The sequence below is a fragment of the Streptomyces chisholmiae genome, assembly GCF_031845445.1.
In the GTDB taxonomy this organism is placed as follows: Bacteria; Actinomycetota; Actinomycetes; order Streptomycetales; family Streptomycetaceae; genus Streptomyces; species Streptomyces chisholmiae.
This window is the reverse complement of record NZ_JAVREO010000014.1, coordinates 207,894-216,590: the sequence shown is the minus strand read 5'-3', so window position 1 is coordinate 216,590 and position 8,697 is coordinate 207,894. Positions and strand designations below refer to the sequence as shown.

5 protein-coding genes are annotated in these 8,697 nt (G+C 74.5%); all 5 read right to left on the bottom strand.

Annotation, left to right across the window (positions count from 1 at the left end):
• Nucleotides 1–69: 69 nt before the first annotated feature.
• A complete protein-coding gene (locus tag RM844_RS22865; RefSeq protein WP_311669217.1) occupies nt 70–864 on the bottom strand; it encodes an ABC transporter permease in 795 nt (264 codons plus the stop codon).
• Entirely contained in the window at nt 861–1,616 is a 756-nt protein-coding gene (locus RM844_RS22860) for an ABC transporter permease (RefSeq protein WP_311669216.1), read from the bottom strand. The genes RM844_RS22865 and RM844_RS22860 overlap by 4 nt, the downstream gene beginning before the upstream one ends.
• A complete protein-coding gene (locus tag RM844_RS22855; protein ID WP_311669215.1) occupies nt 1,613–2,434 on the bottom strand; it encodes an ABC transporter ATP-binding protein in 822 nt (273 codons plus the stop codon). The genes RM844_RS22860 and RM844_RS22855 overlap by 4 nt, the downstream gene beginning before the upstream one ends.
• 134 nt (nt 2,435–2,568) lie before the next feature.
• The gene (locus RM844_RS22850) at nt 2,569–3,426 is read right to left on the bottom strand and encodes a hypothetical protein (protein WP_311669214.1); all 858 of its coding nucleotides are present in this window, start codon (nt 3,424–3,426) and stop codon (nt 2,569–2,571) included.
• Nucleotides 3,423–8,663 carry a caspase family protein gene (locus tag RM844_RS22845; protein WP_311669213.1) on the bottom strand — a complete coding sequence of 1,747 codons (5,241 nt, stop codon included), beginning with the start codon at nt 8,661–8,663 and terminating at the stop codon, nt 3,423–3,425. The genes RM844_RS22850 and RM844_RS22845 overlap by 4 nt, the downstream gene beginning before the upstream one ends.
• Nucleotides 8,664–8,697 lie beyond the last annotated feature (34 nt).

Genomic DNA, 8,697 nt, shown 5'->3' with positions numbered 1-8,697 from the left:
CGGGGACGGGGGCGGGGGTCGTCGGCGGCGGGTCAGGTTCGGGGGCGCCGGTCAGGGTGGGGGCGGGGGTCAGCCGGGGGCGGCGAGGCGGGTCCGGACGGCCCGCTCGACCAGGGCGATCAGCTGGTAGATGGCGACACAGACCACGGTCAGCACCACCACCGAGGCCCAGAGCCTGGCGAACTGGAACTCGTTGGCGTCCCGCATCATCTGGCCGCCCAGGCCGGCGCCCGAGGCGAGCCACTCGGCGAGCAGCGCGCCCACGATGGAGGTGGTCACGGTGATCCGGGCCGCGGTGAACCAGGTGGGCACGGCGTGCGGCAGCGTCACCTTGAGGTACGTCTGCCAGGCGGAGCCGCCGAACGCCCGGCAGACGTCCAGGTCGGTGCGGGACGCCGAGCGCAGCCCCTGCAACATGGTCAGCAGCGCCGGCACGAACACGATGGCGGCGCCGATCAGGGCGGTCGCGGCCGGGCCCCGGCCGAGCGCCAGCACGATGATCGGGGCGAGCGTCACCATCGGGATGGCGCGCAGCGTGGTGAGCGTGGGCAGGAACATCTGCTCCAGCGGGCGGGAGAAGGCGAAGAGCGTGGCCACCGTGGCCGCCATGGCCAGACCGCAGACGAAGCCGAGCCCGGCGTCCGCGAGGGTGCGGCCCAACAGGGGCCACAGCACGGCCCGGTTCTCCGCCACCGCGAGGTGGCGCCACACATCCAGGGGCGACTTGGCGACATAGGGACTCACGTCCACCGTCGCCAGGAACAGCAGCCAGCCGACCAGGATGGCGGCGGCGCTGGCGGCCAGCACCAGCACCCCACGGGCGAGGCGGCGCAGGGCGGCCGGCGGGCCGAGGTGGGCACTCATCGGGCCTCCCCGGCGGTCGCGGACCAGGGGGTGACAAGCCGTTCGGCCAGGCCGACGGCGAGGAAGGCGAGCAGCGCGACGGCGGCGCAGACCAGGGTGATGCCCCAGGTGCGTTCCACGTCGCTGGTCTGCTGGGCGACGACCAGGGCCGCGCCCAGGCCGCGTTCCTGCCCCATGAACTCGCCGATCACCGTGCCCAGCAGGGCGGCCGGCACCGCGATCCGCAGCGCGGTCAGCACGCTGGGCAGCGCGGCCAGCGCCCGTACCTTGCGCAGCACCAGGTACCGGCCGCCGCCGTAGGCGCGGACCAGGTCGACGCTGGTGCGGTCGGCCTGCCGCAGCCCGTTGACGGTGCTGACCAGGGTGGTGAAGAAGACCGAGACGGCGGCCATGATCACGGCGGTCTCCGGGCCGCTGAAGATCGCCGCCAGGATGGGCGCGACCGCGATCAGCGGGACACAGGCGGAGGCGATGCCCACGTGCAGGATCACCTTCTCCAGGGAGGGCAGCACCACGACGGTCGCGGCGCAGACGATGGCGGCGAGGTTGCCCCACAGGTAGCCGACGCCGGCGGAGTGCAGGGTGATCGGGATGTGCAGCCCGTAGAAGTCGCCGCCGTCGTCGGCCAGGCCGGCGACGATCCGGCTGGGCGGCGCGATGCCGGCCCCCAACAGGCCGCTGGCGCCCACCAGTTGCCAGACCAGCAGGACCAGCGCCGTGCCGGCCAGCCGCAGCGGCAGGGCGCCGCTCACCGGACGCCGCCCGCCTGGCCGGCGGCGGCCGGGCGCGGACCGGCCTCGGCGTCCTGGAAGAGGAGCGCGGAGAGCCGGTCCACATAGCCGTGGAACTCGGGGGTGCGCAGCAGCTCGGCGGTCCGCGGGCGCGGCAGCTCGATCCGGACCTCCTCCAGCACCCGGCCGGGCCTGGCGGTCATCACGACCACGGTGTCGGAGAGGAAGACGGCCTCGGCGATGCTGTGCGTCACCATCAGGGTGGTGGCCGGCCGTTCGGTCCAGATGCGCAGCAACTCGCGGTTGAGGTTCTGTCGGGTCATGTCGTCCAGCGCGCCGAACGGCTCGTCCAGCAGCAGCACCCGCGGTTTGACCACCAACGCCCGGGCGATCGCCACCCGTTGCCGCATCCCGCCGGAGAGCTGACCGGGGCGGGCGTCCTCGAAGCCGGTGAGGCCGACCAGGTCGATCAGCTCCTGGAGCTGGCCCTCGTCGACCCGGGTGCGGGAGATCTCCAGCGGCAGCCGGATGTTGGCGCGCACCGACCGCCAGGGCAGCAGCGCGCTGTCCTGGAAGGCGATGCCGAGATGGTGGTGCCCGCGCATCTCGGCGGGCGTCTCGCCGTGCACCAGCGCGGTGCCCTCGGACTGGGCCTCCAGGCCGGCCAGGATGCGCAGGATGGTGCTCTTCCCGCAGCCCGAGGGGCCGAGGAGGGAGACGAACTCGCCCGCCCCCGACCGGATGTGGATGCCGTCCAGGGCGCGCACCGCGCGGCGCCCGACGCGGAACGTCTTGGTGAGGTTGTCGATGTGAATCCCGGGAGCCGATCGCGTAACCATGTCCCTCCTCGTTTGGATCCAAGTTCGGATCCAAACGCTAGGCGCGGGGTGTTACGGCCGGATGACGCCGGCGCTGGAGTGGGTAACGTTCTGCGCACAGGGAGCCGTTGGGCCCACCTTCGGAACGCGCGGGTTCAGTCCCCGGGCTGCTTCAGCCCGTCCGTGATCGCCTGGCCGGTCTCCCGGGCGGTGAGATAGGGGCGCACGTCGTGGGCCTTCGCGCCGTTGTGGACGCCGAGATCCACCACCCGCTCGCCGAACCGCGGAGCCAACTCCGCGACCAGCGCCACCGCGTCGCCCCGGTCGGCGACGTTGGTCCACTCCCGCACCGCCCCGGGCCAGCTGGCCCGCCCGTCGGCCGGCGCCGGGTCGAGCCGGTCGAAGACCAGGTTGCGGATGCCCAGCGGCGAACCCAGCGTCACCAGGGCGAGGTCACGGTGCCTGGTCTCCGCGCACAGCGCCTCGTAGGCCACCACCGTGCCCAGTGAATGGGCCACCACCACCCGGGTCTCGGCCGTGAGTTGGGCGGCCAGCCGGTCCCTGATCCGGGCACGCAGCGCCGGCTCGGTGAAGTAGCGCCGCACCTGCCGGGCGCTGAAGACCAGCAGCCGTTCGCTCACCCCGGCGAAGAACGCGGAGCCGCTCAGCGCGTTCAGCGCCCGCCGCACCAGGTGCGGGGTGCGCGCCCTGGCCCGCGCCTCCGGCCCCGGCACGGCCGGCTCGGCCGCGGCGGCGGCCCGCCACCAGGCCAGCAGCAGCTCGCGCTCCAGCTCGTCGGTGACGTCGGCGGCGGTCAGCTCGGGCACGCCGAGACCCCGGTGGCCGGGGGCGCGGAACAGATCACCGTAGAAGGCCATCGAGACCTCCTCCCGGGCGACCCGCCCCCCGGCCAGCCCGACTCCGTCGGCGAGCGCCGGGTACCAGTCGGCGAGCAACGTCTCGCCGCCCCTGAGCTGTTGGGCTATGCCGTGTACCAGGACCACCCGGCTCATGACGCGCTCCCGTTCTCGACGCCGGTCAGGTTGAGCCGGAGCAGCACGCCACCCATGGCCGTCGCGACCGCGACCCGTCCCGCGTCGTCCACCGCGATCCCGGAGACCGCGCTACCGATGTCGAGCTCCATCGTCCAGGACGGGGAGCGGGTGTCCCACACCCGCAGCAGCCCGTAGCTGTCCGCGGCGACCAGCACCGGGGCCCCGGGCACCTCCGCCGCCCGAACGTCCCGCACCGCGCCGGGGAACGGCGGCAGCTCGACCGCCAACTCGGACCGGTCGGCCACGTCGTATACCCGCAGCCGCCCGTCGCCGGCCCCGGTGACCAGCACGTCCCGGCCGTCCAGCCGGGTGAACTCCACGGCGAAGGCGCCGAGTTCCTGCCCCGCCAACGGCGCGTCCAGCGGCGTTCCGGTGGCCAGGTCCCACAGCCGCACCGTGCCGTCCCTGGAAGCGCTGGCCAGTGTGTGGACCTGGTCCACCACGGCCGTGCGCAGGGCGGTCACCTGCGCGGTGTGCCCGGCCAGGGGCGGACAGACCGGGCGTTGGGTCGCCAGCTCCCAGGCCTGCACCAGGAACTCGCTGTCGGCGGAGACCACGACAACGGTGTCCCCCATGGGATGCGCGGTGACGCTCCACGCCGTGCCCATCCGCCGACCGCGCAGCCGGCGGGACGTCAGGCCCCAGACTTGGGTGTCCCGCCAGGCGCCGCGCACCACCAGCGGCTCCTCGGGGGTGTCGACCACCCGCACCTCCAGCAGGGGGTCCTGGGCGGTGGTCAGGTGCGCGGCCACCTGCGCTCCGGTGTCCAGGGCGTGGGTGCGGGTCACCCCGTCGGCGCTGCTCGTGACAACGACGCCGGTGCCCCGGGAGTGGACGATCTCCACCGAGGTCAGCGACCGGTCGGCCCCGCAGAGCGGTTCGCCCCGGGGCACCATGGCGCGGAGATCCCAGACCCGCACGTCCCGTTGGCCGGCGATCACCGCCACGGGGACACCGGCCGCCCGGCCGAAGACCGGCGCGGGCCAGCCGAACTCGGAGAACCGGCCGTGGCTCGGCGCCTCCAGCAGCGGACCGAGCCGCTCCGCGCTCGCCAGGTCCCAGACACACACCGTACTCGTCCCGGTGAGCGCGGCGACCACAGGCCGCCGGCCGATGGCCCCGACACAGGCGGAGCGGACGTAGTCGGTGTGCCCCTGGTACGGGCCGCCCACCCGCTCGCGGCTGGCCACGTCGTAGGCGTGGACGTTGCTGTCCCCGACCTTGGCCAACACCAGCGGACGCCCCTCGTGCCAGGCGACACCCAGCGCGACCGCCAACGGGTTGAGGTCCTCCACATTGAAGTGCGCCTGTGGGCAGTTGGGTTGGGGGTCCTCCGGTGCGGTCAACCGCCAGTGGTAGGCGTGGTCCAGGGTGGTGGCCACCACGATCTCCAGGCCCCGGCCCACGCTCCGGACGGCCAGGTCTCGAACCCCGCCGATGTGCCCCGTCAACGGTTCTCTAACCGGCGTCCCCGAGGGCAGCTCCCAGAGCCGGACGGTGCCGTCCTCGCTGCCGCTGACCATCACGGGCGTGCCGTCCCAGGAGACGAATCTGAGGGCGCGGACGGCGTTGGTGTGCCCGCGGAGCGGTGGCCCCAGGGGCACGCCGCGGAACGGGTCCCAGAGTTGGAGCAGGGTGTCCGCGCCGCCGGTGGCCGCGACGAGCGAGCTAGCGACCCCGCCCAGGGCGATGGCCGGCACCGCGCCGGCGTGCAGGTCCATGGACTGTTGGCCGACGCACTGGCCGGTTTCCAGGTCCCACAGCTCGGCGCTGCCGTCCTCGCCGCCCGTGACGGCCAGCGACCGCCCCCCGAACTCGGCGACGGCCAGCGAGGAGACCGCACCGGTGTGCCCCTCCCAGGGCTGGTCGGCCGTCAGGTCCCAGATCCGCGCGGTGCGATCATCGCCGACGGTCACCGCCAGCGCGGTGTCGGAACGCGCGGTCAGAGCCCCGGCGTTGATGTCGGCGACATGACCGCGCAGCGGCGGGCCGAGCTGCTGGAGCGTGCGCAGGTCCCACAGGCGGGCCTCGCGGCGCCCGGCGGTCAACGCGACCGGTCGGCCGCCGTACTCCCCGACCACCGCCGAGGCGACACCACTCCCGACGTAGTACACGTGGGCCGGCACCGACTCGCCGAGCTGGCGGCGGGCGCCGAGGTCCCAGCGGCCCAACATGCCCGTGTCGTCGCCCACCAGGGCCACGGTCATCCCGTCCAGCTGGGCCAGACTGACGGCGGTGATGGCGCCCGCCGGGCCGATCAGTGGCGCCCCGTCCAGGCGAGCGTCGCCGCCGGCCAGCACCTCGCCCAGGTCCCAGACGTGGACGGCCTTGTCGTCGCCGCCGGTCACCGCGACCGGGCGGCCGGCCAGCTCGCCCAGGTCGACGTCGCGCACCGTCCGGCGGTGCGCCGCCAGTTCGGCGCCGAGCTGCCGCCTGGTCGCCAGGTCCCAGAGCCGCGCGGTGCCGTCCTCGCTGCCGGTGAGCACCACCGGGTGGCCGTCCAGCGCCCCGACCGCGACGCTGGTGACGCTGTTGGTGTGGCCCCGCAGCGGATCGCCCAGCTCCTGGCCGGCCGAGAGGTCCCAGACCCGGACCGTGCCGTCCTCGCCGCCGGTTAGGGCCACCGTGTAGTCGCCGAGGTCGCCGATGGCGATGGCGCTGACCGCCACGCCCACTGGCAGCGGCTCGCCGATGCCCCGCTGGGAGACCAGGTCCCAGACCCGCGCGGTGCCGTCGACGCCGCCGGTGACGGCGATCGGGCGGCCGTCCAGGTCACCCACCGCGACCGAACCGACGGCCTTGGTGTGGCCGCTGAGCAGCCGGTGCACCCCGCTGGTCGACCACCAGGCCCAGCACGCCGTCCACGGCAGGTCGATGGCCAGGTCGTCGATCCGCTCGGCGAGTTGGTCGGCGCCGCAGCGGCGGGCGGACAGCTGGAGGTCGGCGGCCCGCTCGCCCAGTGGCCGGTCGCCGTGCAGCCGGTGCGCCACCTGCTCGTAGGCGCCCCGCACCTGCCGCACGCCCGCCCCCTCGGTGGCGGCGAAGGCGCGCAGCAGCGCGAGCGGGTCGCTGGCCAGCAGGAAGCCCGGGTCCTCGACGAGCGCGTCCAGCACGCCGGCCTCGGCCGCGTGGGTGGCCAGGTGCTGCCGCACGTAGGGGGCGGCGGCGAACCAGTCGCGCCGTCCCTGGGCGGTGCCCGGCACCAGCGACAACAGCGCCTCGACGCTGGCCTGTTGGACGGCCCGCGCGGGCCGGTCGGCGGTGGCCCGCAGGTGCTCGGCCAGGGCCTTGTGGTAGAGGCGGTAGGCGGAGCGCCGGTCGTCGTCGATCACCTCGGCGATGTACGCCTCGGCGACGTCCAGCACCCAGGAGACGTCCTCCTCGGTGCACGGCACCCCGGAGAGCACCGTGCTGAGCGTCGTCCACACCCGGCCCCTGGGCAGCCCCTTGCCCTCCGAGAAGGCGAGGGCGAGCAGCATCCGGCGCACCCGCTGCTCGTCGGGGCCGAACCGGGCCAGGTAGTCGTCGAAGGCCTCGCCGACCTCGCTGGGCAGCGCGTCCGCCCAGCCCGGCCGGGTGACGTCGACGGCGACCCGGTCCGAGCGCAGGGTGCGGGCCGTGGTGCGGGCGTAGAGGTAGACGCCGGCGGCCTTGCGCGCCACGCCCCTGGCCACCTCGGCGGCGAGCGCGGGACGGTTCCGGTAGGGGGTGGGCACGTCCGGCTCGTCGGAGGCGAGCAGCACCCGGCCGACGTAGCCGGCGACGTCGTCCTCCGCCGCCCGGTAGCCGGGCTGGTCCAGGTCGAGGCAGGTGAACGTAGGGCCGAGCGGGGCGACCAGCTCGTGCCGGGTGCCGACCAGCAGCCGCACGCCCCGGATCTCGGCCATCGGGCGCAGCAACTCCCGGGTGATGCGCCGGGGTTCGCCGTGGCCGCCGGCGTCGGCGGCGGTGTCGGAGCCGGCCTCGTCGACCGCGTCCACGACGATGACCAGCGGCGGGCCCTGTCGGCCGCGCCGGGTCAGCTCCTGGAGCAGCGCGGCGGCGCCGTCGGCCTCCGCGTCGATGGCGGTGGCGATCCGCTCGACGATCTCCTCCAGCCGCTTGTGCCGGGCGTGCACGGCGGCGGTCACGCAGCCGGCGGGGACCACGGTGCGCGGGTCGACGTCCCGCAGGTCCAGGCGGGCCCGGTAGGGGCCGTCGGAGAGCGCCACCACCCGGCCCAGCACGGCCGACTTGCCGCAGCCCGGGCTGCCGGTCACCACCCGGCCCCGGCCGTCCTCCTCGGGCGCGGTCAACCAGTCCACCAGCTCGGACAGCACCCGGACCCGGCCGCTGAAGTACAGGCCCTGCTCGGACTCGAACTCGACACCGCGGGACCTGGGCCCGAAGTGCTCCGCCAGGTCGCGGGCCACCACCCGGCGTTGCACCTCCAGGTCGGTGCCGAGCGGCGGCAGCTCCTCCCGGTAGCCGGAGTTGGGCAGGAACGGGGCCAGGCCGGTGACCAACCCGCTGGCCAGCTCGGCCCGTTGACCGCGCCCCTCGGCGTCGAAGCCCTCGTTGACGGCCTTCACCAGCTCGGTCAGGTCCAGGTACTTCTGGCGCTGGCCGGTGCGGCCGGTGGTGGTCTCCAGCGCGGCCTGGAAGGTGGCGACGAAGGCGCCGTCCTCGGCGATGTCCCGGCGGCGGGCGGAGGCCAGGAACCACATGCCGGTGGCGGTGCCGCCGCCGGTGTTGCGGTAGGCGATGGTCTGGAGCGCGAGGGCCGCCGCCTCGGCGCTGCCGGCGCCGCCGGCGCAGGTGTCGAGGATCAGCAGCAAGTGGCGCAGCCCGCCCTTGCAGACGATCCGCACCAGGTCCTCGGTGGCCAGCGCGGTGGCGGCCAGGTCGGTGTCGTCGGAGTCCCAACAGAGCAGGTAGTGACGGTCGCGCTCCTCGACCGAGCCGTGGCCGGCGAAGTACATCACCACCACGTCGTCGTCGGTCAGTTCGGCGTCCGTGGTCCAGTGCCGCAGCTTCTGCCGGACCTGGTCGGCGCCGTCGTACTCCCCCAGCCCGGGCAGTACGGCGGCGTAGCCGAGCCTGTCGAAGAGCCGGGCCATGGCCCGCAGATCCGCCGGGACGCTGGGCAACTGCTCGTCCTCGCCAAGGCGTTGGTAGCGCCCGCTGCCGAACCCGATGAAGAAGCGCCGCCCCAACCGAACCGCCCCACTGGTCTGAGTTTCCCGCGTC